This is a genomic window from Paracoccus spongiarum, assembly GCF_030732095.1.
GTDB lineage: Bacteria > Pseudomonadota > Alphaproteobacteria > Rhodobacterales > Rhodobacteraceae > Paracoccus > Paracoccus spongiarum.
This window is the reverse complement of record NZ_JAVAMQ010000001.1, coordinates 218,307-240,686: the sequence shown is the minus strand read 5'-3', so window position 1 is coordinate 240,686 and position 22,380 is coordinate 218,307. Positions and strand designations below refer to the sequence as shown.

The 22,380-nt window shown below is 69.8% G+C and carries 22 protein-coding genes; 10 read left to right on the top strand and 12 right to left on the bottom strand.

The window, feature by feature from the left end; all coding sequences use genetic code 11:
* Nucleotides 1-65: 65 nt before the first annotated feature.
* On the bottom strand, nt 66-1,361 hold the full coding sequence (gene glyA, locus Q5Y72_RS01190) for a serine hydroxymethyltransferase (RefSeq protein WP_305961587.1): 1,296 nt from the start codon (nt 1,359-1,361) through the stop codon (nt 66-68).
* Nucleotides 1,362-1,540: 179 nt separating this feature from the next.
* Between glyA and Q5Y72_RS01185 the strand changes: the two genes are divergently transcribed.
* Nucleotides 1,541-2,302 carry an NAD kinase gene (locus Q5Y72_RS01185; protein ID WP_305961586.1) on the top strand — a complete coding sequence of 254 codons (762 nt, stop codon included), beginning with the start codon at nt 1,541-1,543 and terminating at the stop codon, nt 2,300-2,302.
* Between the two features lie 115 nt (nt 2,303-2,417).
* Nucleotides 2,418-2,849, top strand: coding sequence for a hypothetical protein (locus Q5Y72_RS01180; protein WP_305961585.1), 432 nt, complete (start codon nt 2,418-2,420; stop codon nt 2,847-2,849).
* Nucleotides 2,850-2,855: 6 nt separating this feature from the next.
* On the opposite strand, the gene Q5Y72_RS01175 is transcribed toward Q5Y72_RS01180, so the two are convergent.
* The 3 genes from Q5Y72_RS01175 to Q5Y72_RS01165 form a co-directional block, all read right to left on the bottom strand.
* Nucleotides 2,856-3,878, bottom strand: coding sequence for a hypothetical protein (locus tag Q5Y72_RS01175; RefSeq protein ID WP_305961584.1), 1,023 nt, complete (start codon nt 3,876-3,878; stop codon nt 2,856-2,858).
* 81 nt (nt 3,879-3,959) lie between these two features.
* Nucleotides 3,960-4,868, bottom strand: coding sequence for an RNA polymerase sigma factor RpoH (rpoH, locus tag Q5Y72_RS01170; protein WP_305961583.1), 909 nt, complete (start codon nt 4,866-4,868; stop codon nt 3,960-3,962).
* A 156-nt stretch (nt 4,869-5,024) separates the two neighbouring features.
* Entirely contained in the window at nt 5,025-6,068 is a 1,044-nt protein-coding gene (locus Q5Y72_RS01165; protein ID WP_305961582.1) for an RluA family pseudouridine synthase, read from the bottom strand.
* Between Q5Y72_RS01165 and Q5Y72_RS01160 the strand changes: the two genes are divergently transcribed.
* Nucleotides 6,067-6,381: a DUF6476 family protein gene (locus Q5Y72_RS01160; protein ID WP_305961581.1), complete on the top strand. Its 315-nt coding sequence runs from the start codon at nt 6,067-6,069 to the stop codon at nt 6,379-6,381. The two genes, Q5Y72_RS01165 and Q5Y72_RS01160, sit on opposite strands and share 2 nt — an antisense overlap.
* Before the next feature lie 34 nt (nt 6,382-6,415).
* On the opposite strand, the gene Q5Y72_RS01155 is transcribed toward Q5Y72_RS01160, so the two are convergent.
* Nucleotides 6,416-6,667: an accessory factor UbiK family protein gene (locus Q5Y72_RS01155; RefSeq protein WP_305961580.1), complete on the bottom strand. Its 252-nt coding sequence runs from the start codon at nt 6,665-6,667 to the stop codon at nt 6,416-6,418.
* A 165-nt stretch (nt 6,668-6,832) separates the two neighbouring features.
* Between Q5Y72_RS01155 and lgt the strand changes: the two genes are divergently transcribed.
* The 3 genes from lgt to pgeF are packed head-to-tail and all read left to right on the top strand — an operon-like array spanning nt 6,833 to nt 9,514.
* Nucleotides 6,833-7,711 (top strand): prolipoprotein diacylglyceryl transferase, encoded by an 879-nt coding sequence (lgt, locus tag Q5Y72_RS01150; protein WP_305961579.1) that lies wholly within the window; start codon nt 6,833-6,835, stop codon nt 7,709-7,711.
* Entirely contained in the window at nt 7,708-8,790 is a 1,083-nt protein-coding gene (locus tag Q5Y72_RS01145; RefSeq protein ID WP_305961578.1) for a class I SAM-dependent methyltransferase, read from the top strand. Before lgt ends, Q5Y72_RS01145 begins: the two co-directional genes overlap by 4 nt.
* Nucleotides 8,750-9,514, top strand: coding sequence for a peptidoglycan editing factor PgeF (gene pgeF, locus Q5Y72_RS01140; RefSeq protein WP_305961577.1), 765 nt, complete (start codon nt 8,750-8,752; stop codon nt 9,512-9,514). The genes Q5Y72_RS01145 and pgeF overlap by 41 nt, the downstream gene beginning before the upstream one ends.
* A gap of 324 nt (nt 9,515-9,838) precedes the next feature.
* Here pgeF and lepA read toward each other — a convergent pair whose 3' ends face one another.
* Nucleotides 9,839-11,638, bottom strand: coding sequence for a translation elongation factor 4 (gene lepA / locus Q5Y72_RS01135; RefSeq protein ID WP_305961576.1), 1,800 nt, complete (start codon nt 11,636-11,638; stop codon nt 9,839-9,841).
* Nucleotides 11,639-11,739: 101 nt separating this feature from the next.
* The gene (gene hisA / locus Q5Y72_RS01130; protein WP_305961575.1) at nt 11,740-12,456 is read right to left on the bottom strand and encodes a 1-(5-phosphoribosyl)-5-[(5-phosphoribosylamino)methylideneamino]imidazole-4-carboxamide isomerase; all 717 of its coding nucleotides are present in this window, start codon (nt 12,454-12,456) and stop codon (nt 11,740-11,742) included.
* Between the two features lie 139 nt (nt 12,457-12,595).
* Here hisA and Q5Y72_RS01125 point away from each other — a divergent pair, with 139 nt between their 5' ends.
* From Q5Y72_RS01125 to Q5Y72_RS01115, 3 genes are all read left to right on the top strand, one after another.
* Nucleotides 12,596-12,979, top strand: a complete 384-nt coding sequence (locus Q5Y72_RS01125) for a DUF2147 domain-containing protein (RefSeq protein WP_305961574.1) — start codon at nt 12,596-12,598, stop codon at nt 12,977-12,979.
* Nucleotides 12,980-13,095: 116 nt separating this feature from the next.
* A complete protein-coding gene (locus Q5Y72_RS01120; protein ID WP_305961573.1) occupies nt 13,096-15,018 on the top strand; it encodes an acyl CoA:acetate/3-ketoacid CoA transferase in 1,923 nt (640 codons plus the stop codon).
* Nucleotides 15,019-15,129: 111 nt separating this feature from the next.
* Nucleotides 15,130-15,969, top strand: a complete 840-nt coding sequence (locus tag Q5Y72_RS01115) for an MBL fold metallo-hydrolase (protein ID WP_305961572.1) — start codon at nt 15,130-15,132, stop codon at nt 15,967-15,969.
* Nucleotides 15,970-15,990: 21 nt separating this feature from the next.
* Here Q5Y72_RS01115 and Q5Y72_RS01110 read toward each other — a convergent pair whose 3' ends face one another.
* Complete coding sequence (locus tag Q5Y72_RS01110) at nt 15,991-16,659, bottom strand: ABC transporter ATP-binding protein (RefSeq protein WP_305961571.1); 669 nt, start codon at nt 16,657-16,659, stop codon at nt 15,991-15,993.
* Complete coding sequence (locus tag Q5Y72_RS01105) at nt 16,656-18,317, bottom strand: KpsE/RkpR family capsule polysaccharide export protein (protein WP_305961570.1); 1,662 nt, start codon at nt 18,315-18,317, stop codon at nt 16,656-16,658. The genes Q5Y72_RS01110 and Q5Y72_RS01105 overlap by 4 nt, the downstream gene beginning before the upstream one ends.
* Nucleotides 18,318-18,437: 120 nt before the next feature.
* Between Q5Y72_RS01105 and Q5Y72_RS01100 the strand changes: the two genes are divergently transcribed.
* Nucleotides 18,438-19,301, top strand: coding sequence for an ABC transporter permease (locus Q5Y72_RS01100; protein ID WP_305961569.1), 864 nt, complete (start codon nt 18,438-18,440; stop codon nt 19,299-19,301).
* Nucleotides 19,302-19,396: 95 nt separating this feature from the next.
* Here the strand turns inward: Q5Y72_RS01100 and choV are convergent, their stop codons facing one another.
* The 3 genes from choV to choX all read right to left on the bottom strand — a co-directional run bounded on the left by choV (nt 19,397) and on the right by choX (nt 22,342).
* On the bottom strand, nt 19,397-20,416 hold the full coding sequence (choV, locus tag Q5Y72_RS01095; RefSeq protein ID WP_305961568.1) for a choline ABC transporter ATP-binding protein: 1,020 nt from the start codon (nt 20,414-20,416) through the stop codon (nt 19,397-19,399).
* Nucleotides 20,413-21,261, bottom strand: a complete 849-nt coding sequence (gene choW / locus Q5Y72_RS01090) for a choline ABC transporter permease subunit (protein ID WP_305961567.1) — start codon at nt 21,259-21,261, stop codon at nt 20,413-20,415. The genes choV and choW overlap by 4 nt, the downstream gene beginning before the upstream one ends.
* Nucleotides 21,262-21,400: 139 nt before the next feature.
* Complete coding sequence (gene choX, locus Q5Y72_RS01085; RefSeq protein WP_305961566.1) at nt 21,401-22,342, bottom strand: choline ABC transporter substrate-binding protein; 942 nt, start codon at nt 22,340-22,342, stop codon at nt 21,401-21,403.
* Between the last annotated feature and the right edge of the window lie 38 nt (nt 22,343-22,380).

Below are 22,380 nucleotides of genomic sequence, written 5' to 3'. Positions count from 1 at the left end.
CAATGCAGAACCCGCCGCGATGGCGCGCGGCGGGTCCTTTGATCGGGGTGCTGCGGCGTCTGCGCCTACATGCCGGCATACAGTGGAAAGCGGGCACAAAGCTGGGCCACCTCGGCGCGGACCTTGTCCTCGACCTCGGCATTGCCGTCCTCGCCATGGGCGGCCAGCCCGTCAACGACCTCGACGATCCAGCGCGCGATCTGGCGAAACTCGGCCTCGCCGAAGCCGCGCGTCGTGCCGGCGGGGGCGCCAAGCCGGATGCCCGACGTGACGAAGGGCTTTTCGGGATCGAAGGGCACGCCGTTCTTGTTGCAGGTGATATGGGCGCGGCCCAGCGCGGCCTCGGTCGCCTTGCCGGTCACCTTCTTGGGGCGCAGGTCGGCCAGGCACAGATGGTTGTCGGTGCCGCCCGACACGATGTCGATACCGCCCTTCATCAACTCGTCCGCCATCGCCTGCGCGTTCCTGACGACCTGCGCGGCATACTCCTTGAACTCGGGGCGCAGCGCCTCGCCGAAGGCCACCGCCTTGGCGGCGATCACATGCATCAGCGGGCCGCCCTGAAGGCCGGGGAACACCGCCGAATTCACCTTCTTGGCGATGTCGGCATCATTGGTCAGGATCATCCCGCCGCGCGGGCCGCGCAGCGACTTGTGCGTGGTCGTGGTCACCACATGGGCATGGGGCAGGGGCGAGGGATGCTGGCCGCCGGCCACGAGGCCCGCGATATGGGCCATGTCCACCATCAGGACGGCGCCGACCTCGTCCGCGATCCGGCGGAAGGCGGCCCAGTCCCAGACCCGGCTGTAGGCGGTGCCGCCCGCCACGATCAGCTTGGGCTTGTGGGTGCGGGCGCTTTCGGCGATCGCCTCCATGTCCAGAAGCTGGTCCTGCTGGCGCACGCCATAGCTGACGACATTGAACCACTTGCCCGACATGTTGACCGGGCTGCCATGCGTCAGGTGCCCGCCCGAATTCAGGTCCAGCCCCATGAAGGTGTCGCCGGGCTGCAGCAGCGCCAGGAACACCGCCTGGTTCATCTGGCTGCCGCTGTTGGGCTGGACATTGGCGAACTCGCAGCCGAACAGCTGCCTGGCCCGCTCGATCGCGAGGTTTTCGGCGATGTCGACATACTGGCAACCGCTGTAATAGCGTTTGCCCGGATAGCCCTCGGCATATTTGTTGGTCAGCACCGAACCCTGCGCCTCGAGCACGGCGCGGCTGACGATGTTTTCCGAGGCGATCAGTTCGATCTCGTCGCGCTGGCGGCCGAGTTCCTGCGTGATCGCGGTGGCGATGTCGGGATCGCGGCTGGCCAGCGTTTCGGTGAAGAATCCGGTGTCGCGGGTGGGAGCGTTCATCTGTCTCGCATCCTCTCGGGCTAGGGACGGCAGGGAATGGCGCCGTCATAGCGCATGGATCGGCAGCCGGAAAGCGGCAATGCGACCTGCGACCGGCCGCCCGCGTCCCCGGTCCTGCGGGGCTTGCCAAGGACGCGGGCGCGGCCGATGCTGCGCGCGACCCCAGGAAGGCCGCCGCCATGATGCCCCCCGTCCATTTCACCGCCAGCCATGCCGAACCGGCGCAAGAGGCGCTGCAGCGGCTGATCGCCCGCCATGGCGACACGCCGCTGGACGCGGCGGCGATGGTGGTCGCGCTGGGCGGCGACGGCTTCATGCTGCAGACGCTGCACGCGATGCAGGGCCGCAACCTGCCGGTCTATGGCATGAACCGCGGCACGGTCGGCTTCCTGATGAACAGCTATGCCGAGGACGACCTGCCGCGCCGCCTGCTGGCCGCCGAAGAGACGGTCATCAACCCGCTGCGGATGTGGGCGCGCTGTGCCGACGGCACGCAGCACGAGGCGCTGGCGATCAACGAGGTCAGCCTGCTGCGCGAGGGGCCGCAGGCGGCAAAGCTGCGCATCCATGTCGATGGCCGGATGCGGATGGAGGAACTGGTCTGCGATGGCGCGCTGGTTTCGACCCCGGCCGGATCGACGGCCTACAATTATTCGGCGCATGGCCCGATCCTGCCGATCGGGTCCGAGGTCCTGGCGCTGACGGCCATCGCGCCGTTCCGCCCGCGGCGCTGGCGCGGGGCGCTGCTGCCCAAGGCTGCCGAGGTCGAGATCGAGGTGCTGAACCCCGAAAGGCGGCCGGTGATGGCCGACGCCGATTCGCGCTCGGTCCGGCATGTGACGACGGTGCGCATCCGCAGCGCCGCCGACATCCGCCACCGGTTGCTGTTCGATCGCGGCCACGGCCTCGAGGAACGGCTGCTGCGCGAGCAGTTCGTGTGACCGCGCCGCCCCGGCGCCCGGTTGGGCGCCGGAATGGGCGGGCGCCGGGAAACCTGCTGCGACCGGACGCCGTGCAGGCGCGTTGCAGGACATGAGTTCGGAAGGGAGAACGGGGATGAAGATCGTATCCATGATGGCCGCGGCGGCCGTGGTGCTGACGACGGCGGGCGCAGCGCCTGTCTGGGCCGATCCGGGCAGGGGGCATGGCAAGCAGGATCAGTTCCTCAAGCACGAACAGCGCGGCGCGCTGATCCAGCATCGGCGGCATCCCGGCCATGCGGCGACCTGCCCGCCCGGCCTGGCAAAAAAGACCCCGCCCTGCGTGCCGCCCGGACAGGCGAAGAAGGCCGGCATCGGCTACGGACACCGGGTCGGGCAGGTGCTGAGGGCGGGTGACTACCGGGTGGTCCGCGACCCGCGCCGCTTCGATCTCGAACCGCGCCTGGACTGGCGCTATTATCGCGACGACGCCAGCATCTACCGGGTCGACAGCGAGACGCGCCGCATTCTCGCGGTCCTCAGCCTCGCCCGCGCGCTGGCCAACTGAGCCCGGTCAGCCGGCGCAGATCTGCTGCAGGGCCAGCCATTGCTGGTCGGTCAGCAGGGGGCGTGGCGGCGGCGCCAGCCGGAACGGGTCGCCCTCGATCAGCGGCAGGACCGATTGCCCGGTCGGGTCGATGCTGCGCGCATAGGCTTCGCTGCCGAACCCCGCCTGTTCCATCGCCGCCAGAAGCGGCCCGGCCTCGGGGCGCGGCACCGGCCGGGACAGCAGCGTCTCGCCAAAGCCGCGCATCGCGGCGGGCGGCAACTGCCCCAGCGTCAGCAGCCGCAGCACGGCGGTGAAACCGGCATGGTCCAGCGCCTGCCACAGGATCGCGCCCGGATCGGTCGCCAGCGAGGCGGCCAGCAGATGCCCCGCCGCGGCATCCGGGCCGGGCGAACCCTCCAGCAGGTCGCCGCCCAGCACGTAGAGGTTTCCGGGCAGGCGAAGCACGCCGTTCAGCGGGCCGGGCACCACCCGCACCGACGCATCCGGGCCGATCAGTCGCGGGGTGATCCAGTCCAGCACCGCCTGGCCTGACGCGCGGGTGCAGATCGCGCCGGTGCTGCGCTCGATGTCGGCCAGCACCGCGCCGCCGATCTGGCGGGCCTGGGCGGGTGGCGCGATCCGCGCGGCATGGCGGATGATGGCGTCGGGCAGCCAGACCACCAGCGCGACCAGCATCGCGACGACCGCCACCACCGTCAGCCCGCCGCGCAGCCGGCCCGGATGGGCGCGCCGGGTGGCGATCGCGCGGTGGACACGCTCGATCGCCTGAATCATCAGCGGATCGTCGATCTCGACGGTCTCGTCGCCGCCATCGCCGCCGGGCGCATAGATCGCCGGCATCTCGCCGGGGTTCAGCCGGGTGACCGCGGGCAGCGACCAGTGCGACAGGGGCAGGTCGGATTTCGGATCGCTCAGCACCAGCGTCGCTTCCCCGACGGCGACGACGACCTCGCGCAGCCGCGCATCGGGCGCCGACCGCCACGATCCCTGTGCCTCGAGCCGTTGAAATTCCGTCAGAGCGGTCATCTGTTCTGGTCTGCCTGCCTGTCAGGCGACCATAGCGCGCGGCACCCCCGCGTCAATCGCGCCGCGCGCGCGGGCCGCGGCTCAGGCGCCGGCCTCGGGCACGCGCATGCCCTTTTCGCGCGCCAGAACCCGCATCCGGTCCTGCAGCTTCTCGAAGGCGCGCACCTCGATCTGGCGGATCCGCTCGCGCGAGACGTCATAGCGCGAGGACAGATCCTCCAGCGTCATCGGCTCGTCGCGCAGCCGGCGTTCCATCAGGATGTCGCGCTCGCGCTCGTTCAGAACGTCCATCGCCGACAGCAGCATCTGCCGGCGGGTGTCCAGTTCCTCGGTCTCGGCATAGGCCTCGGCCTGGTTGGCGTCCTCGTCCTCCAGCCAGTCCTGCCACTGGGCGGTCGATTCGCCGTCGCCCGCGCCGACCGTGGCATTCAGCGAGGCATCGCCGCCCGACAGGCGGCGGTTCATCTCGATCACCTCGCGTTCGGTGACGTTCAACTCGGTGGCGATCTGGGCGACGTTCTCGGGGCGCAGGTCGCCCTCTTCCAGCGCGCCGATCTTGGACTTGGCCTTGCGCAGGTTGAAGAACAGCTTCTTCTGGGCGCTGGTGGTGCCCATCTTCACCAGCGACCAGGACCGCAGGATGTATTCCTGGATCGAGGCGCGGATCCACCACATCGCATAGGTGGCCAGCCGGAAGCCCTTCTCGGGATCAAAGCGCTTGACCGCCTGCATCAGCCCGACATTCGCCTCGCTGATGACTTCGGCCTGCGGCAGCCCATAGCCGCGATAGCCCATGGCGATCTTGGCCGCCAGCCGCAGGTGGCTGGTGACCAGCCTGTGTGCGGCCTCGCTGTCCTCGTGATCGGCCCAGGCCTTGGCCAGCATGTATTCCTCTTCGGGTTCCAGCAGGGGAAACTTGCGGATCTCCTGCAGATAGCGGTTCATCCCCTGTTCGGGGCTGGGAGCCGGAAGATTTGCATAGCTTGCCATGTCGGGTGGCCTTTCGGGGTCAGTCGGGAACGCGGCTCCGGCGTACGGGGTTCCGCCCCGGGCCGGGCGTCCCCGCCGCGCGGCAGGGCGTCGCGTCGCGCGACCATCCTGACGCAGGTTTCGGGCGATGTAACGTGGTGACGGATCACGTTGCTGTCAAGGACCGGTGCCATCCCCAGCCGCGCCGCCCAGCACTGCCAGCAGCGCCTGCATGTCGGCGGGCAGCGGGCTGTCGAAGGCCATCGGGCGGCCCGAGACCGGGTGATCGAAGCCCAGATGCGCGGCATGCAGCGCCTGGCGCGGAAAGGCCGCTGCGGCCGTTGCCGCCGCCGTGCCCAGCGCGCGGGCCGAGCCGCGGCGGGCGCCGCCATAGACCGGGTCGCCGATCAGGCCCAGCCCGGCATGGGCCATGTGGACGCGGATCTGATGCGTGCGCCCGGTCTCCAGCCGGCATTCGACCAGCATGGCCGCGGGGGGGCGGCCAAAGCGGTCCAGAAGCCGCGCCCGCGTCACCGCGTGGCGGCCCCGGTCGAACCAGACCGCCTGCCGCTGCCGGTCGGTGGCGTGACGGGCAAGCCGCGTCTCGATCCGCAGCACGCCGCCCTCCTCGAAGCTGACGCCGGGAACGCCGCGCAGGCGCGGATCGGCCGGATCGATCGCCCCGTGCGCCAGGGCGAGATAGCGGCGCTGCGCGCTGTGCGCCTCGAACTGGGCGGCAAGCCCGTGATGGGCGCGGTCGGACTTGGCCACCACCAGCAGCCCCGAGGTGTCCTTGTCGATGCGATGCACGATGCCGGGCCGCCTCTCGCCGCCAATCCCCGACAGGCTGTCGCCGCAATGGGCCAGCAGCGCGTTGACCAGCGTGCCCGAGGGGCTGCCCGGCGCCGGATGCACGACCATGCCGGCGGGCTTGTCGATCACGATCAGGTCGTCATCCTCGAAGGCCACCGACAGCGCGATTGCCTCGGGTCGGGTCTCGACCGGGGCCGCGACGGGCAGGGCGATGCGGTATTCCTCGCCCTCGGCGACCCGCGCCTTGCCGTCACGGACCACGCCGCACGGCCCGCTGATCGCGCCCTCCGCGATCAGCCGCGCCAGCCGCGACCGCGACAGCGCGGCTTCCTCTGGCACCGCCATGGCAAGGGCCTTATCAAGGCGGTCGGGCGGGTTGGCCCGGATGGTGACGACAAGGTTCGACATGGCCGATGATGATAGCGACTGGAAACGGGCGGCGAAAGCGGTCCCTGAACTGCGATTCCTGAAGGCGCTTGTCACCGGGCTGACCCTGGTCATGGGGCTGGGCATGATCGCCATCGTCGCGCTGCTGTGGCTGCGGCTGGGACAGCCTGCGCTGCCCGACCTGCCCGATGTCATCGCCCTGCCCGAGGGTGCCGCCGCCGAGGCCGTGACCTTCGCCGACGACTGGATCGTGATCGTCACCGACCGCGACGAGGTTCTGGTCTACGACCGCTCGGGCAGCCTGCGCGACCGGATCAGTCTGCCGACCCGCTGATCGCGCCGTCGCGCCGAGGGTGCCGCGCCGCGGATCAGCCGGCGCGCTGGCCGGCCTCCAGCGCGGCCAGCCGGGCCTTCAGCTCGGCGTTCTCGGTGCGGGCCTTGATGGCCATGTCGCGGACCGCCTCGAACTCCTCGCGGGTCACGAAATCGCGATCGGCCAGCCAGCGGTCGACCCAGCCCTTCATCGCGGTTTCCGCCTCGCTGCGGGCGCCCTGCGCGACGCCCATGGCGTTGGTCATCAGCTTCGAGATGTCGTCGAAGAACTTGTTCTGCGTAGTCATCTGGCCTGCGCCTCCGATTTGCGTTCGCCCCTATATGGTCGGCGGGCGCGGCGGGTTCAATGACCGCCGCGGCCTGCCCTGTCCTCGCGTCGGCGCGGCCGGCCGCAGTTGACACCGGCCCCGCCGCCGCTAGCGTGCGCGGCGCAACCAATCCCCCGAGGCCGCATGATCCCCTTTCCCGATATCGCCCCCGAGATCTTCACGATCCGGATCGGCGGGCTGTCGCTGTCGCTGCGCTGGTACGCGCTGGCCTATCTGGCCGGGCTGCTGATCGGCTGGCGGATCATGCTGCGGATGATGCGCCGTGATGCGCTGTGGGGCGACCGCGCGCCGATGCGGCCCGAAGCGGTCGATGACCTGCTCAGCTGGGTGATCCTTGGCGTCATCGCGGGCGGCAGGCTGGGCTTCGTGCTGTTCTACGAGCCGGGTTACTACCTCGCCAATCCGGCCGAGATCGTGAAGGTCTGGCAGGGCGGGATGAGCTTTCACGGCGGTTTCGCGGGGGTCATCGTCGCCGCATGGCTGTTCTGCCGGGCGCGCGGCATCGCGCCGCTGCGGCTGGCCGACGCGATGGCGGTGGTCGCGCCGATCGGGCTTTTCTTCGGGCGGATCGCGAATTTCATCAATGCCGAGCTGTGGGGCCGGCCGACCGACGCGCCTTGGGGGGTGATCTTTCCCGGCGACGCCGCGCAGGCCTGTCCGGGCGTCGAGGGTGCCTGCGCCCGCCATCCCAGCCAGCTTTACGAGGCGGGGCTCGAGGGGCTGTTGCTGGGGCTGGTGCTGTGGCTGGTGGTGCGGCGGGGCGGGCTGCGGCGTCCGGGCCTGTGCCTCGCGATCTTCCTTGCGGGCTACGCCGCGGCGCGCATCTTCGTCGAGCTGTTCCGCGTCGCCGACGCCCAGTTCATCACGCCGGGCAACCCGCTTGGGCATGTCCTGGGCGGGCCGGTGGTCGGCCTGACGATGGGCCAGCTTCTGTCGCTGCCGATGCTGCTGGTCGGGCTGGCCTTCCTGCAGCGCGCCCTGCGCCGCCCGCCGGTCGCATGACGCCGCTGGCGCGGATCATCGCGCGGCGGATCCGGGCGACCGGCCCGATCAGCCTTGCCGACTACATGGAGACCTGCCTGCTGCATCCGCGGCACGGCTATTACGCGACCCGTGATCCCTTTGGAAAGGCGGGGGATTTCACCACCGCGCCCGAGATCTCGCAGATCTTCGGAGAGCTTTGCGGGCTGGCGCTCACACAGGCCTGGCAGGATCAGGGCAGCCCGTCGCCCTTCACCCTGGCCGAGCCGGGGCCCGGGCGCGGCACCCTGATGGCCGACATGCTGCGGGCCATGCGCGCCGCGCCAGGCATGGCCGAGGCGGCCCGTGTGGCGCTGATCGAGGCCTCGCCGCATCTGCGCGGCGTCCAGCGTGACCGCCTGGGCAGCGTAACGCATCTTGATCGTGTCGAGGATCTGCCGCACAAGCCGCTGTTCCTGATGGCAAACGAATTCTTCGACGCGCTGCCGATCCGGCAGTTCCAGCGGGTCGAGGCGGGCTGGGCCGAGCGGATGGTGGGCCTCGGCCCCGACGGGCTGCGACTGGGCCTAGGCGCGGCGATCGATCTGCCGCGGGCCGGGCGGCCCGGCGACATCATCGAGGATCGGCCCGCCGCCGCGTCGATCATGGCCGTCATCGCCGGACGGATCGCCGCCCATGGCGGTGCGGCCATCATCGTCGACTATGGTGGCTGGAACGGATTCGGCGACAGCTTTCAGGCACTTCGCGGGCATGAGCCGGTCGATCCGCTGACTTCGCCGGGCGAGGCGGACCTGACTGCGCATGTCGATTTCGCGCCGCTGGCGGTGGCGGCGATGGCGGCCGGGGCGGTGGTGTCGCGGCCGGTTCACCAGGGCGAGTGGCTGATGGCCCTCGGCGCCGGCGCGCGGGCGCGGCGGCTGGCCGAGGCCGGCGACGAGGGCGCGATGGCGGCGCTTCGGCGCTTGACCCATGCCGAGGAAATGGGTCACCTGTTCAAGGCGATGGCCGTCTGGCCCAGAGGGGCGCCGCCGGTGCCCGGATTTGACCCGCTGAGGCGTGATGCAGACAACGCTCGAGATTCTGACCCATCCTTTGCTTGACGACGTAAGGCACGGATTTTTCACCAGAAAGGGCGGCGCGTCCTCGGGGTTGTTCGCGGGGCTGAATTGCGGGCGCCGGTCCAGCGACCAGACCGACATGGTGGTGGTGAACCGGGCGCGCGTGGCCACCGCGATGGGCGTGCCGGCCGAGGCGCTGGCGACCGTCAAGCAGGTCCATTCGGCGCTGGCGGTGACGCTGGATGCGGATGATGACATTGAAAATATCAGGGATATTCAGGCTGATGCGATCGTAACCTCGCGCGATGACGTGGCTCTTGCGGTGCTGACGGCGGATTGCCAGCCGGTGCTGCTGGCCGACCGGGCGGCGGGCGTCATCGGCGCCTGCCATGCCGGGTGGCGGGGCGCGCTGGGCGGGGTGATCGAGGCCACGGTCGCGGCCATGCGCGATCTTGGCGCGAGCCGGATCCGGGCGGTGGTCGGCCCCACCATCAGCCAGCGCGCCTATGAGGTCGGCGATGAGTTCATGGATGAATTTCTGGCCGAAGATGACGGATATCAAAGGTTTTTCAGCGGCGGCCCCAATGGGCGCCCGATGTTCGACCTGCCCGCCTTCGGGCTGTCGCGGCTGCGCGCGGCCGGGGTCGAGGCCGCGTGGTCGGGGCATTGCACCTATTCCGACCCGGACCGCTTTTTCAGCTATCGCCGGGCGACGCATGAGGGTCAGGTCGATTATGGCCGGCTGATCTCGGCCATCGCGCTTTAGGGGCAGGGTGGCGGCGGGCGTTGCGCGGTGGCTGGCGGCGGGGCCGCGCTGCCGGCGGCCAGCGATTGCAGGGTTTTCTGCGGCACCGGCCGTCCACCGAGGCTGCACCGGGCGTGCACAGGGCGTACACCGACAACGCACGCCGGCTTAACGGATGCGAAAGACCTGCGGGCGGGACAGCGGGCCGGGCGCGACCCGGCAGACATCGCGGCGGAAGCGGAGGGCGAGGAGACCGGCGTGGCTCGCCGTGGCAAGAGGCGCCGCCCGGAACGGAGCGCGGAACGGGGTGCGGGGCGCCAAGGGGCCGGCCCGGCTGGCCGTCGCCTAGCCGTCCATCTTCAGCGCCTGGATGAAGGCGGTCTGCGGAATCTCGACCTTGCCGAACTGGCGCATCTTCTTCTTGCCGGCCTTCTGCTTTTCCAGCAGCTTCTTTTTGCGCGTCGCATCGCCGCCATAGCATTTGGCGGTCACGTCCTTGCGCATCGCCGACAGCGTCTCGCGCGCGATCACGCGGCTGCCGATGGCGGCCTGGATCGGGATCTTGAACATGTGGCGCGGGATCAGTTCCTTCAGCTTTTCCACCATCACCCGGCCGCGCGCCTCGGCGCGGTCGCGATGGACCATCAGCGCCAGCGCGTCCACCGGTTCGTCGTTCACGAGGATCGACATCTTCACGAGGTAATCCTCGCGGTATTCGCTGATCTGGTAGTCGAAGCTGGCATAGCCCTTGGTCACCGATTTCAGCCGGTCGTAGAAATCGAACACCACCTCCGCCAGCGGCAGGTCATAGACGACCATCGCGCGCGATCCGGCATAGGTCAGGTCCATCTGGATGCCGCGCCGGTCCTGGCACAGCTTCAGCACGTCGCCCAGATAGTCGTCGGGGACCATGATCGTGGCCTTGATGCGCGGCTCGGTGATGTGGTCCACCAGCGTCAGGTCGGGCATGTCGGCGGGGTTGTGCAACTCGCGCACCTCGCCATCCTTCATGTGCAGCCTGAACACCACGCTGGGCGCGGTGGTGATCAGGTCCAGATCGTATTCGCGTTCCAGCCGGTCGCGGATCACCTCGAGATGCAGAAGCCCCAGGAAGCCGCAGCGGAAGCCGAAGCCCAGCGCGGCCGAGGTTTCCATCTCGTAGCTGAACGAGGCATCGTTCAGGGCCAGCTTCTCGATGGCGTCGCGCAGCGCCTCGAAATCATTGGCATCGACCGGAAAGAGACCGCAGAACACCACCGGCTGCGCCGGCTTGAAGCCCGGCAGCGGCGTGGCGCAGGGCTTGCGTTCATGGGTGATGGTGTCGCCCACGCGGGTATCGCGGACCTGCTTGATCGAGGCGGTGAAGACGCCGATCTCGCCCGGGCCCAGTTCCTCGATGTCGCGCATCGCGGGGGTCAGCACGGCCAGCTTGTCGAGGCGGTAGGTGGCGCCGGTCTGCATCATCTTGACCTGGTCGCCCTTGCGGATCACCCCGTCCATGACGCGGATCATCACCACCACGCCCAGATAGCTGTCATACCAGCTGTCGACCAGCATCGCCTTGAGCGGCGCGGCCCGGTCGCCCCGGGGCGCGGGCAGGCGGGTGACGATGGCTTCCAGCACGTCGGGGATGCCCAGCCCGGTCTTGGCGCTGATCGGCACCGCATGGCTGGCGTCGATGCCGATGACATCCTCGATCTGGGCCTTCACACGCTCGGGCTCGGCGGCGGGCAGGTCGATCTTGTTCAGCACCGGCACGATCTCGTGGTCGGCGTCGATGGCCTGGTAGACATTGGCCAGCGTCTGCGCCTCGACCCCCTGGGTGGCGTCGACCACCAGCAGCGATCCCTCGACCGCGCGCATGGACCGGCTGACCTCGTAGGCGAAGTCGACATGGCCGGGCGTGTCGATCAGGTTCAGCACATAGGTCCGGCCGTCCTTCGCCGGATAGCTGATGCGGACCGTGTTGGCCTTGATGGTGATGCCGCGTTCCCGCTCGATATCCATGCTGTCGAGCAGCTGGGCCTTCATGTCGCGTTCGGCGACCGTGCCGGTCAGCTGGATCAGCCGGTCGGCAAGGGTGGATTTGCCGTGGTCGATATGGGCCACGATCGAGAAGTTGCGGATCAGGGAAAGCTCGGTCATGGGCGCGCTATACAAGGGCGCAGGGCGCGCGAAAAGGGGCTTTCGCGCGCCGCCCGGCACCGGCTCCGGCGCACCCGTCGCCGCACCCCGCGCCGGGCCGGTCAGCGCAGCCCGGCCAGCGCCTCGGACAGGTCCAGCGCGCCGTCATACAGCGCCCGCCCCGAGATCGCCCCGGCGATCACCCGGGTGGCCGACAGCGCCCGCAGGTCGGCCATCGAGGAGACACCGCCCGAGGCGATCACCGGGATGCTGACCGCGCGGGCCAGCGCCTCGGTCGCAGCCACGTTCGGCCCCTGCATGGCGCCGTCGCGGTCGATGTCGGTATAGATGATCGCGGCCACGCCCGCATCCTCGAAGCGGCGGGCCAGATCGGTCGCGGTGATGTCGGTCTCGGTCGCCCAGCCGCGCGTTGCGACGCGGCCCGCCCGCGCGTCGATGCCCACCGCGATGCGGCCCGGAAAGGCGTCCGCGGCCTCGCGCACGAGATCGGGGTTCTCGACCGCGACGGTGCCGAGGATCACGCGGCGCAGGCCGCGCCCCAGCCAGCTTTCGATGGTCGCCATGTCGCGGATGCCGCCGCCCAGCTGGGCGGGAATGTCGATCGCGGCCAGGATCGCCTCGACCGCGCCGGCATTGACCGGGCGGCCCTCGAAGGCGCCGTTCAGGTCGACCAGATGCAGCCATTCGGCGCCTGCCTGCTGGAAGGCGCGGGCCTGCGCGGCCGGGTCGCTGCCGAAGACGGTGGCCGCCGCCATGTCGCCGCGCAGCAGCCGCACGCAATTGCCGTCCTTGAGGTCGATGGCGGGGTAGAGGATCATCGGGTCACCTGCATTCGTGATTGCGCGCCCGCTTTGCCATTTCGGGGCGCGAAGGGGAAGGCCAAGACCTCACGTCACGCTTGCCTCGGCAAAGCTTCGCGCCGCAACATCGCCGCCGGTTTGCCCCGGGAGGAACACCATGAGACTGATCGCCACCGCCGCCGCGATGCTGCTGGCCGCCACCGCCGCCCTTGCCGACCCGATCGAGGGGGTCTGGCAGACCCAGCCCGACGACGGCGCCTTCGCCCATGTCAGCATCGCGCCCTGCGGCGGCGCCTTCTGCGGGGTCATCAGCCGGACCTTCAAGGACAAGGCCGAATACAAGTCGCCCAATCTGGGCCGCCAGATCGTCATCGACATGGCGCCGGCCGGCGGCGGCGCCTATGCCGGCAAGGTGTGGCGGCCGGCAAACGACAAGATCTATCAGGGCAAGGCCAGCGTCAGCGGCGACCGGATGAGCCTGTCGGGCTGCGTCGCGGGCGGGCTGATCTGCAAGAGCCAGACCTGGGTGCGCGTCCGCTGAACGCCCCGGCCTGCGTGGCGGCTTGCGGGGTGGCTTGCGTGGCGGCTTGCGTGGCGGGGCGGGGGCGCTAAGCTGACCCTCGGGGCCGCGACGGGCCGCGCAGCAGGGGGGCAGCCATGCCGAACAAGGTCGTCTCGCCGCGCGATGCGGCCGCGCTGGTCCATCGCGGCGATACCGTCACCACCTCGGGCTTTGTCGGCGCGGGGGTGCCCGACGGCCTGCTGAAGGCGCTGGCCGACCGTTTCGCCGAGACCGGCGAGCCGGGCGGGCTGACGCTGCTGTTTGCGGCCGGGCAGGGCGACGGCAAGGGGCGCGGGCTGGACCGGCTGGCCGCGCCGGGGCTGGTCGAACGCATCATCGGCGGGCATTGGGGCCTGATCCCGGCGCTGGCCGCGCGGGCCGTGGCGGGCGAACTGGCCGGCTGGAACTTTCCGCAGGGCGTCATCAGCCACCTGTTTCGCGACATCGCCGCGGGCAAGCCCGGCACGCTGACCCATGTCGGGCTGGAGACCTTCGTCGATCCGCGCCGCGAGGGCGGCCGGATCAGCGCCGCCGCCACCGATGACCTGGTCGAGCTGGTCAGCATCGGCGGGGCCGAGCGGCTGTTCTATCACGCCATGCCGATCCATGTGGCGCTGCTGCGCGGCTCGACCGCCGACGAGCGCGGCAACATCACCATGGAGCGCGAGGCGCTGATCCTCGACAATCTGGCGCAGGCGATGGCGGCGCGCAATTCGGGTGGCGTGGTGATCGTGCAGGTCGATCAGGTGGTCGCCGGCGGCAGCCTCTGCGCGCGCGACGTGGTGATCCCGGGCGCGTTGGTCGATGCGGTGGTCGAGGCCCCGGCCGAACTGCATCCGCAGACCTATGCCAGCCAGTACAACCGCTATTTCACCGGCCGCTACCGGGCCCCCGAGGATGGCGCCGCGCCGCTGCCGCTGGACATCCGCAAGGTGATCGCCCGCCGCTGCGCCTTCGAGCTGCCGGTGGGCGGCGTCGTGAACCTGGGCATCGGCATGCCCGAGGGCGTCGCCGCCGTCGCCGCCGAGGAAGGCCTGCTGGCCCACGTCACGCTGACCGCCGAGCCGGGCGTGATCGGCGGCCAGCCGGCCTCGGGCCTGGATTTCGGCGCCGCGACCAACACCGAGGCGATCATCGCCCAGAACCAGCAATTCGACTTCTACGATGGCGGCGGGCTGGACATGGCCTGCCTGGGCATGGCCGAGGCCGACCGGCAGGGCAATGTGAATGTCAGCCGTTTCGGCACGCGGCTGGCCGGGGCCGGCGGCTTCATCAATATCAGCCAGAACGCCCGCAAGCTGGTCTTTGCCGGCAGCTTCACCGCCGGCGGGCTGGCGGTCGAGGCCGGCGGCGGCGCGCTGCGGATCGCGCAGGAGGGGCGGGCGCGGAAATTCATCGAGGCGGTGCAGCAGGTCACCTTCTCGGGGCTTCGGGCGGCGCGGATGCAGCGCCCGGTGCTGTTCGTGACCGAACGCTGCGTGCTGGAACTGACCCCCGCGGGGCTGCGGCTGGCCGAGGTCGCGCCGGGCGTCGATCCCGCGCGCGACGTGCTGGCGCTGATGGGCTTTGCGCCCTGCGAGGGCGAGCCGCGGCCGATGGATGCGCGCATCTTCACCGACGCGCCGATGGGCCTGCGCGGCGACCTGCTGGAGATCCCGCTGTCGCGACGGGTGCAGTTCGACGCGGGCCGGGACCTGCTGTTCATCAACCTGTCGCGGATGGCGATCCGCGACCGTGCCGCCATCGCCGCGGTGCGCGCGGCGGTCGAGGCCGCGCTGGCGCCGGTGGGCCGGCGGGTCGATGTGGTGGTGAATTACGACCTGACCCGCATCGACGAGACGCTGCGCCATGACTGGGCCGAGATGGTCGGCGATCTGGAACGCCGCCTCTATGGCCGGGTGACGCGCTATTCCGGATCGGCCTTCCTGCGCCGGCAACTGGGCGAGACGCTGGAGGCCGGGCGCCGCGGCACGATCTTCGACAGCGAGGCGGCGGCGCGGGCGGCGCTGCGCGGCTGAACGCCGCGCGGGTGGGCGGCGCGGCGCGGGGTCACGCAGACGTGAGGCGGGGGGATTTGGGCGATGAGGCCGGGTGGGGCTATGCTGCGCCTCTCAGCCGGGGACATGACGATGCCGTTCAGGACCGCGATCGCCGCCATCTGCCTTGCCTGTCTGGCCCTCCTTCCGGTGCGACCCGCCGAGGCGCAGCAGCCGCGCCGGATGAGCCACTGCATCGCCATCGCCGATGCCGCGCCGGGGATCGAGTACCTGCACCGCGCCGCCTGGACCGATCCGGTCCCGGGCGGCGAGCTGCGCCTCAGCTATCTGGGCCATTCGATGGTGCTGATCCAGACCGCAAGCGGGCTGTCGATCGTCACCGACTACAACGGCAATCTGGGGGCGACCGGGTTCCGCCCCGACGTGGTCACGATGAACCGCGCCCATTCCAGCCATTGGAGCACCGATGTCGACGGCATCGCCCATGTGCTGCGCGGCTGGTCCGAGCAGCAGTTCGGCACGCCCGCCGATCACCATCTGACGCTGGGCGAGGTGCTGATCCGCAATGTCACCACCGACATCCGCGGCCCCGGCACCGTCGAGGAACACGGCAATTCGATCTTCGTCTTCGAGGCCGAGGGGCTGTGCGTCGCCCATCTGGGCCATCTGCACCAGGAGCCGAACGACCGCCAATATGCCGCGCTGGGCCGCGTTGACGTGCTGATGGTGCCGGTCGATGGCACCTATACCATGGACCTGGGCACGATGATGCGGGTGGTCGGCCGGCTGCGCAGTTCGCTGGTGATCCCGGTGCACTGGTTCTCGCAGGATCGGCTGGGCGCGTTCCTGGCCGGCATGTCGGGCCAGTTCCTGATCCGGCGCGCCGGCGGCAGCGAACTGCGCGTCTCGGCCGACAGCCTGCCGCGCCAGCCGACGGTGGTGGTGCTGGACCCCGCGCCGCTGACCGAATGAGCCCTGCGCGGCCCGGTGGCCTCAGCCGACCATGCCGCGTTCCATGTTTTCCAGATGCACGTCGATCGCGTCCGCGATGTCGTGGTAATAGCTGAGATGGCCGCCCTCCAGCACCGCGCCGGCCTCGCAGCTGTCGCGCAGCATGCGCATGGAATGCGACACCACGACCGCGCCGGCATTGGCCAGCCGGGCGTTGAAGACGCGCTTGGACTTGGCCTTGAACGAGGCGTCGCCCACCGCCGAGACCTCGTCCACCAGATAGGTGTCGAAGGGAATCGCCATCGACAGCCCGAAGGACAGCCGCGACTTCATCCCCGAGGAATAGCTGCGCAGCGGCAGGTAGAAATGTTCGCCCAGCTCGGCGAAATCCTCGACGAAATCGCGCACCTCGTCGGTGTCGGCGCCATAGACCCGCGCCACGAAGCGGCAGTTCTGCTCGCCCGTCAGCTCGGCGTGGAACGAGCCGGCGAAGCCCACCGGCCAGCTGATCGCGCCCGAGGACAGGATCTCGCCCGAGGTCGGCAGCATCGCCCCCGAGATCATCCGCAGCAGCGAGGACTTGCCCGCGCCGTTGCGCCCCAGCAGCGCCACCGAGACGCCGGTGGGAAAGACCGCGTTGATGTTGTCGGCCACCACCTTGTGACGGCCGTGCAGGGTGTAGATCTTGGTGAGGTTGCGCAGCCGGATCATCGCCTGTCGCGCAGGCTGTAGAACACCAGAAGCCCGACCACCCAGATCAGCAGAAGGAAGCCGCCGATGATCAGCATCAGCTTGGCGCGTTCGGGATATTCGGCCTCTTGCGCCAGGGTCGGCTTGACATAGGCGGCCAGATACAGCGACTGGCGCACCGCCTCGGCCCGCGCGGTGTCGTGGGCGGCCAGCGCGGCGGTATAGGTGCGTTCGGCGAACTCGCGGTCGACCGACAGCGATTCATACTGCCCGACCAGGTCGGACAGCAATTCGCCGCTGGCGGTTTCCGATCCGAATTTCTGGCGCTCGGCCTCGATCTGCTCGCGGATCACGCTGATGCGCAGCTGCGCCTGTTCGATCCGCTGGTCGCCGGGCTGGGCATTGGCGCGCAGCAGGCCCAGCGCGACCAGCTCTTCGGCCAGCTGCTGCTGCAACGAGCTGACGACGCCGATCTGGCCCTGCACATCGGCCGAGGGATCGACCAGCTGGTGACGGTTGCGGAACTCTGTCACCGCCTGCCGGGCCAGCTTCAGCCGTTCCAGCGCGTCGTCGAGTTCGGTGCGCGAATAGCGCAGGGCATCCTCGCGCGCGACATCGTTCAGCTGGTTTATCAGCACCGTGCTTTCGTCCAGGATCGCCTGCGCGACATTGCGCGCATCGGCCGGGTCGAAGGCCAGCACCCGAAGGTCGATCATGCCGTTGTCGTAATAGACCCGGACCTTGCGTTCCCATTCGGTCAGCAGATCCTCGAGCGAGTCGTTGCCGCGATAGCCGAAGACCGGATCGCCCGGCGCCTTCGACCAGATGGCGCGCAGGTCCAGCCGGCTGTCGATGCGTTCGACGAGGTCGCGGCTCTGGATGAACTTGTAGAGGATGTCGGTGTCGCTGGAGGAGCTGCTGGTCATGCCGATCAGCGAACTGGTCAGCCCGCCCAGCAGGTCGCTGGACGAGGGGCCGGATTCGCTGCGCACCGAGAAGCCGAGGACCGAGGCATACTGGTCGACCGCGCGGGCATAGAGATACCAGCCGCTGAGCGCGACCGGCGTCACCACCACCAGAAGAAAGCTGAGCAGCAGGCCCAGATGGCGCCGCTCGAAGCGCGCGCGGCTGGCGGGCGGGCGGACGGCCGGCTGCGGCCGGGCCAGCCGGCGGGCCTCGCGTTCGGCCTGGCGGCGGCGCACCTTCTCGCGGCGGGTGTCGGCGCCCGAGGCCGGCGCGTCATCCGCCTCGTCGTCGTCGTCGCCGCGGCGGCGCGCGGCGCGGGACCGCGGCGCGGGGTCCGGCGCGGGTGCGGCGGGGGCGGGGGTCGCCGCGGGGGAGGGTGCGGCCGTGGCTGCGGCGCGCTGGTTCTTGCGCATCCGCCGGTTGCGGCGGCTGCCGCCGCTGCCGGCACGGCCATCGGGGTCTGCATCGGGATCGGCGTCGGAGGCCCCGGCGCCCCCGTCGTTGCCCGTGGCGGTGGTCCAGCGGTCCTCGGCCTCGGCCTCGGGCGCGCTGGCGCGCAGCGCGGCAAGGCCCTGGGGTCCGGGGCGGTCCAGGAAGGCGGGCCGGCGCGGCTGGTCCTCGGGGGGACGATCATCCGCGCGGCGCTCATCCGCGGGCAGGCGGTCTGCGGCGGCATCCTGTGCCAGCCTTCCGGGTCTGTCTGGGGCGGACATGATTGCGCGCCTGCGCCTCTCTGTTGATCTGTCGGCGTTTCTCATACATAAGACGCCGCGACAGTTCCAGCGTCCATCCCTGACAGGAACGTGACAAGCACAGGCGGCGCCGCAGCGCAGATGTCCCGAAACCCTGCCCCTTCGATCCCCTCCCGCGCGGCCCCCGGCACGGCCGGGACGCCCGCCGCCACGCCGCGGCTGCGCCCGGTGCATCGCCAGCGCAGCTTTGCCAGCCTGCGCGCCATCTCGGCGCTGGTGCTGCGCGAGATGGCGACGAGCTATGGCCGTTCGCCGGGGGGGTATTTCTGGGCCATCGCCGAGCCGGTGGGCGGCATCGTGCTGCTGACGGCGATCTTCTCGCTGGGCTTCCGCTCGCCGCCGATGGGCACCAATTTCGCGATCTTCTACGCGACCGGCGTGGTGCCCTTCTTCGCCTTCATGAGCCTGTCGACCAAGGTCGCGCAGTCGATCCGGCAGTCACGGCAGCTGCTGGCCTATCCGGCGGTCACCTTCATGGACGCGATCCTCGCCAAGGTGTTCTTCAACGTCGTGACGCAGCTTCTGGTCGGCTATCTGGTGCTGAGCATCATCGTGCTGACGCAGGAGACGCGCACCGATCCGCAGGTGCTGCAGATCGCGCTGGCCTATGCGATGGCCTTCACGCTGGCGATCGGGGTGGGGACGGTGAACTGCTTCCTGTTCACCGCCTTTCCGTGGTGGCAGCAGGTCTGGTCGATCGTGACCCGGCCGCTGTTCCTGCTGTCCTGCATCTTCTTCATCTTCGATGACATCCCCGACGCCTTCCAGCCCTATCTGTGGTTCAACCCGCTGGTGCATGTGGTGGGCCAGATGCGCAGTGCCTTCTATCCCGCCTACCGGGGCGACTATGTCACGCCGGTCTATGTCTTTGCGGTTGGGCTGGTGCTGATGGCGATCGGGCTGCTGCTGCTGAACCGCTATCACCGCGACCTGCTGAACAGCTAGGCGCCGGGGCGCGCCCCCTGCCGGGTCGGTTGGCCGGGTCGGGTGGTCGTTCGGGTGGTCGGTTGGGGGCGGTTGGCCGGGGCGGGCGGGTCCGGTCAGCCGCGCGGGTCGATCAGCCGGGCCAGCACGCCGTCGCGGGTGATCCTGCCGCCGCCCTCGACGGGCAGCGCGCTGGCATCGGCCAGCAGCCCCATCACCTCGCGCACCGGCATGTCGCGCGGCACGGGGTTTCCCTCGGCCTCGCCGGGCTGGGCCACATCGGCGGCGGTCAGCACGCCAAGCGGGTTCATGTGGGCCACGAAATCGGCCACATAGTCATTGACCGGATTGGCGATGATCTCTCGCGCCGTGCCGACCTGCACGATCCGGCCGCCCTCCATCAGCGCGATGCGGTTGCCCAGCTTGAACGCCTCGTCGAGGTCGTGGCTGACGAAGATGATCGTGCGCCGGGTCTTGGCCTGAAGCTCCAGCAACTCGTCCTGCAGCCGCGCGCGGATCAGCGGGTCCAGCGCGCTGAAGGGTTCGTCCATCAGCAGGATCGGCGCCTCGGTGGCGAAGGCGCGGGCCAGGCCAACGCGCTGCTGCATGCCGCCCGACAATTCGCCGACCTTGCGTTCGGCCCATTCGGACAGGCCCACGGTCTCCAGCTGCCGGTCCACGCGGGCGCGACGCTCGGCCGGCGCCATGCCTGCCAGTTCCAGCCCCAGCCCGACATTCTCGCGCACGCTGCGCCAGGGCAGCAGGCCGAATTGCTGGAACACCATCGCCACATGGCGCAGCCGGATGTCGCGCAGGTCGCGCCGTCCGGCCCCGGTGACCGGGATCATCCGGGTGCCGTCCCAGACGCGGACCTCGCCCCGGCAGACATCGTTCAGCGCGTTGACGGCGCGCAGCAGCGTCGACTTGCCCGAGCCCGACAGGCCCATCAGCACCAGGATCTCGCCCTGGCGGACATTGATGCTGCAATCATGCACGCCCAGCACCTGCCCGGTCTCGGCCTTGATCGGGCCGCGTTCCAGCCCCTTGTCCATCAGCGGCAGGGCGCTTTCGGGGGCGTCGCCGAAGACGATGCAGACCCGGTCGAATTCGACGGCGTTCGGGGTCGACTGGCTCATCTCGGGCCCTCCATGCGCAGCATCCGGTCCAGCAGGATGGCGACGACGACGATCACGATGCCCGATTCGAAGCCCAGCGCGGTGTTGACGCTGTTCAGCGCCCGCACCACCGGCACGCCCAGCCCCGAGGCGCCCACCAGCGCCGCGATCACCACCATCGACAGCGACAGCATGATGGTCTGGTTCAGCCCGGCCATGATCTGGGGCAGCGCGCTGGGCAGTTCGACCTTCCACAGCAGCTGGCGCGGCGTGGCCCCGAACGCGGTCGCCGCCTCGATCAGCGGGGCGGGGGTCGAGGCGATGCCAAGCTGGGTCAGCCGGATCGGCGCGGGCAGCACGAAGATCACCGTGGCCAGCAGCCCCGGCACCATGCCGATGCCGAAGAACACGATGGCCGGGATCAGGTAGACGAAGGTCGGCAGCGTCTGCATCAGGTCAAGCACCGGACGCATCCAGGCGTAGAGCCGCGGGCGATGCGCGGCGGCGATGCCGATCGGCACGCCGATGGCCATGCAGACGATGCAGGCCGACAGCACCAGGGTCAGCGATTGCAGCGTCTCGTCCCAGTACCCCTGGTTGAGGATGAACAGCAGCCCCGCCGCGACCAGAAGGCAGGTCTTCCAGCTGCGCTGCAAGGCCCAGGTCAGCGCCACGGCCAGCGCGATGAACAGGAAGGGATGGGGAAATTCCAGCGCCGCGAGGATCCGGCCGATCAGCCATTCCATCACCGCCGAGATGGTGTTGAACAGCACCGCCGCATTCGCGTTCAGCCAGTCGAACGCGGCCTTTGCCGTGCGTCCGACCGGGATCTTGTTGTCGGTCACCAGCTGGGTCAGCTGTTCCATTCCTCGGTCCTTCCTGTCCGGCCCGTCTGCCGTGGTCCCGTGTCGCGCCGCCCGTCGCGCCGCCCGTCGCGCAGCCCGTCGCGCCGCATCGTGCCGGCCCCCGCCCGCGCCGCGCGCAGGGGCCTGCGGATGCACTCGTTCAGCCTGCCAGCGCCTCGGTCAGCGCCGCCTGGGCGTCGTTGCCGTCCACGGTGGTCACGCCGTCAAGCCAGGGCGTCGCGGCGTCGGGATTGGCGGTCAGCCAGTCCCTGGCGGCGGCCATCGGGTCCTGGCCGTCATTGAGGATGCTGGCCATCACCTCGTTCTCCATCGCCAGGGTGAATTCGAGGTTCTGCAGGAACCTGCCGACATTGGGGCATTCCCCGACATAGCCCTGTCGGGTGTTGGTGCGCACCTCGGCGCCGCCCAGATCGGGGCCGAACACCTCGTCGCCGCCGGTCAGGTAGGTCATCTCGAACTGCGCGTTCATCGGATGCGGCTCCCATCCCAGGAACACCACGGGCGCGGCGGACCCGGCGCGCTGCACCTGCGCCAGCATCCCCTGTTCGCTGGATTCCACCACCTCGAAGGTGCCGAGGCCGAACATGTCGTTGGCGACCATCTCGAGCAGCAGGCGGTTGCCGTCATTGCCCGGCTCGATGCCGTAGATCTTGCCGTCCAGCGCGTCCTTGTGTTCGGCGATCTTCGCGAAATCGGTGATCCCCAGATCGGCGCCGGCCTTGTTGGTGGCCAGCGTGTATTTCGCGCCGGTCAGGTTGGTGCGGACGGTGTCGACGGTGCCGGCATCGGTGTAGGGCGCGATGTCGGCCTGCATGGTGGGCATCCAGTTGCCCAGGAACACGTCCACGTCGTCGGTGGACATCGCGGTATAGGTCACCGGCACCGACAGGATCTTGGTCTCGGTCTCGTAGCCGATCGCCTGCAGCACGGTCGAGGCCAGCGCCGTGGTCGCGGTGATGTCGGTCCAGCCCACATCCGAGAAGGTGACCTTGCGGCACTGGTCGGGTTCGGCGGCAAGGGCGGCGGTGCTGCCAAGCGCGGTCGTCAGCGCCAGGGCGGCGGCCATGCGGCATAGGGTCATCGGTGGCTCCCTGTTCTTGATTGACCAATCAATTAAGG

What these genes read in the sequence shown, in the direction of transcription:
- glyA (WP_305961587.1), bottom strand. Translation starts at nt 1,361, where the DNA reads ATGAACGCTCCCACCCGCGACACCGGATTCTTCACCGAAACGCTGGCC.
- Q5Y72_RS01185 (WP_305961586.1), top strand. Translation starts at nt 1,541, where the DNA reads ATGATGCCCCCCGTCCATTTCACCGCCAGCCATGCCGAACCGGCGCAA.
- Q5Y72_RS01180 (WP_305961585.1), top strand. Translation starts at nt 2,418, where the DNA reads ATGAAGATCGTATCCATGATGGCCGCGGCGGCCGTGGTGCTGACGACG.
- Q5Y72_RS01175 (WP_305961584.1), bottom strand. Translation starts at nt 3,878, where the DNA reads ATGACCGCTCTGACGGAATTTCAACGGCTCGAGGCACAGGGATCGTGG.
- rpoH (WP_305961583.1), bottom strand. Translation starts at nt 4,868, where the DNA reads ATGGCAAGCTATGCAAATCTTCCGGCTCCCAGCCCCGAACAGGGGATG.
- Q5Y72_RS01160 (WP_305961581.1), top strand. Translation starts at nt 6,067, where the DNA reads ATGGCCGATGATGATAGCGACTGGAAACGGGCGGCGAAAGCGGTCCCT.
- Q5Y72_RS01165 (WP_305961582.1), bottom strand. Translation starts at nt 6,068, where the DNA reads ATGTCGAACCTTGTCGTCACCATCCGGGCCAACCCGCCCGACCGCCTT.
- Q5Y72_RS01155 (WP_305961580.1), bottom strand. Translation starts at nt 6,667, where the DNA reads ATGACTACGCAGAACAAGTTCTTCGACGACATCTCGAAGCTGATGACC.
- lgt (WP_305961579.1), top strand. Translation starts at nt 6,833, where the DNA reads ATGATCCCCTTTCCCGATATCGCCCCCGAGATCTTCACGATCCGGATC.
- Q5Y72_RS01145 (WP_305961578.1), top strand. Translation starts at nt 7,708, where the DNA reads ATGACGCCGCTGGCGCGGATCATCGCGCGGCGGATCCGGGCGACCGGC.
- pgeF (WP_305961577.1), top strand. Translation starts at nt 8,750, where the DNA reads ATGCAGACAACGCTCGAGATTCTGACCCATCCTTTGCTTGACGACGTA.
- lepA (WP_305961576.1), bottom strand. Translation starts at nt 11,638, where the DNA reads ATGACCGAGCTTTCCCTGATCCGCAACTTCTCGATCGTGGCCCATATC.
- hisA (WP_305961575.1), bottom strand. Translation starts at nt 12,456, where the DNA reads ATGATCCTCTACCCCGCCATCGACCTCAAGGACGGCAATTGCGTGCGG.
- Q5Y72_RS01125 (WP_305961574.1), top strand. Translation starts at nt 12,596, where the DNA reads ATGAGACTGATCGCCACCGCCGCCGCGATGCTGCTGGCCGCCACCGCC.
- Q5Y72_RS01120 (WP_305961573.1), top strand. Translation starts at nt 13,096, where the DNA reads ATGCCGAACAAGGTCGTCTCGCCGCGCGATGCGGCCGCGCTGGTCCAT.
- Q5Y72_RS01115 (WP_305961572.1), top strand. Translation starts at nt 15,130, where the DNA reads ATGCCGTTCAGGACCGCGATCGCCGCCATCTGCCTTGCCTGTCTGGCC.
- Q5Y72_RS01110 (WP_305961571.1), bottom strand. Translation starts at nt 16,659, where the DNA reads ATGATCCGGCTGCGCAACCTCACCAAGATCTACACCCTGCACGGCCGT.
- Q5Y72_RS01105 (WP_305961570.1), bottom strand. Translation starts at nt 18,317, where the DNA reads ATGTCCGCCCCAGACAGACCCGGAAGGCTGGCACAGGATGCCGCCGCA.
- Q5Y72_RS01100 (WP_305961569.1), top strand. Translation starts at nt 18,438, where the DNA reads ATGTCCCGAAACCCTGCCCCTTCGATCCCCTCCCGCGCGGCCCCCGGC.
- choV (WP_305961568.1), bottom strand. Translation starts at nt 20,416, where the DNA reads ATGAGCCAGTCGACCCCGAACGCCGTCGAATTCGACCGGGTCTGCATC.
- choW (WP_305961567.1), bottom strand. Translation starts at nt 21,261, where the DNA reads ATGGAACAGCTGACCCAGCTGGTGACCGACAACAAGATCCCGGTCGGA.
- choX (WP_305961566.1), bottom strand. Translation starts at nt 22,342, where the DNA reads ATGACCCTATGCCGCATGGCCGCCGCCCTGGCGCTGACGACCGCGCTT.